Genomic DNA, 1,803 nt, shown 5'->3' on the forward strand with positions numbered 1-1,803 from the left:
AATCCTTACCAGCGGTGTCGAGATGCGGCTCTGGAACACGACAACCGGAACCCGGATCGACCGGGTCTTCGAGCCGCAGCCGCTCTCGGTGCGTGCGGTGTTCAGTCCAGACGGTCGCTGGATCGCCGGGACGACCCTCGGCAGTGCGGTCCAGATCTGGGACGCCGAAACCGGCAAGGCCGCGGCGCCTCCGCTCACGGGCTTTCCGGGCGTCGTCAACACCGTTGCGTTCTCGCCGGACGGCCAGTCGGTGGCGGCCGGCGGCCAGGACGGCACGATCCGGCAGTGGGACGTCGACAGCGGTCGCGCAGAGGTGTTCACCGGCCACGACGGCGCCGTGCACTCGGTGGCGTTCAGCCCCGACGGGCGGCACATGGTCTCCGGTGGCGAGGACACCACCGTCCGAATCTGGAACGTCGAATCCCCCGCGGACCCACCCGAGACCCTGCGACGGCACAGCTATCCCGTACAGACCGTCGCGTGGAGCCCCGACGGACGGCGCATCGCGTCCGGCAGCAATGGTTCGGTCAAGGCGGCGGAGGTGGCACCCGAGCTCGGAGCGGCGCTGCTGCTCTGGGACGCCGGCACGCGCCAACTCGTGGGCACACCGCTCGTTGGGCACGACGGGCTCGTCAATTCCGTAGCGTTCAGTACGGACAGCACCAGGTTGGCCTCCGGGGCGACCGACAACACGATCCGACTGTGGAACGCCGCCACCGGCAGCGCGGAAGGGACGCCGTTGGCGGGTCACGCGGGGTGGGTCATGGGCGTCGTGTTCAGCCCCGACGGCCGCCTCGCCTCCACCGCCTGGGACGGGACGCTGCGCGTCTGGGACCTCGGCCAGATCGGTTCGCTCGGTGTGCCCTGGCCGTCGGACCCCGGATCACCCAAGCCAGGCTACGGCGCGGTGCTGGCAGTCGAGGGCGATGGCAGGCGGCTGGTGAAGCAGGACAGCGAGAATGCCTCGGTCTGGATCATCGATTCGCAGACCGGCCGCAGCACCGCCTTGGCCGACTACCCGGACGACTCCGGCGCCCGCGCGGCGATCAGCGAGGACGGCCGCCGCGTTGCCCTCGCCGGACCGGACAAGACCGTCACCTTCCACGACACCGAAACAGGCACGCAGCTCGGCCGCCCCCTGACCGGATTCGGCGAGCCGGTAGGCGCGCTGGATTTCGGTGCTCGCGGCACTCGCCTGGCCACGGTCACCGCCGGAAACGTCGTGCAGCTGTGGAACATCGAAACCGGGGCACCCGTCGGCGATCCGTTCGAAGGATTGCCCGAGGTCGACGGGATCGAGCTCAGCCCGGACGGCCGCTACCTCGCCGCCGCAGGCGACAAGACCGTGCGACTGTGGAACACCGACACCGGCACCCCGATCGGCGACCCGATGACAGGGCACACCGCGAACCTCAGCAGCCTCGAATTCGACGCCGCCGTAACGCGCCTGCTCACCCACAGCGGCGACTCGGTACGTCTGTGGGACCTGGGCACCGGCGCCATGATCAAGGAGATTCGCTCCCAGGGAATCTGGTCGGTGGCGATGGCTCCCGACAGTTCCCGGTTCGTCACCGGCGAGGACGCCACCCTGCGCCGGTGGGATATGTGCACGGGCGAGCAGATCGGGCCCCCGATGGAAGGGCACGCCAGGATGGTGCGCAGCTTGGCGATCAGCGCCGACAGCCGCTACATCGTCTCCGGTTCCAGCGAACAGACCCTGCGCTTCTGGGATCTGGCCGACGGCCGCGCCGTCGGCGAGCCGGTTCACTGGGCACCCGGCTGGATCGACAACGGCTGGATAAC

1 protein-coding gene is annotated in these 1,803 nt (G+C 69.7%); it reads left to right on the top strand.

Annotated elements, in window-relative coordinates; all coding sequences use genetic code 11:
- Positions 1–22: 22 nt before the first annotated feature.
- The coding region (locus ACFWPJ_RS31880) for a WD40 repeat domain-containing protein (RefSeq protein WP_378857099.1) at positions 23–1,803 on the top strand (1,781 nt) is incomplete at its 3' end.

It is taken from the genome of Nocardia sp. NPDC058497 (genome assembly GCF_042720195.1).
Taxonomy (GTDB): domain Bacteria; phylum Actinomycetota; class Actinomycetes; order Mycobacteriales; family Mycobacteriaceae; genus Nocardia.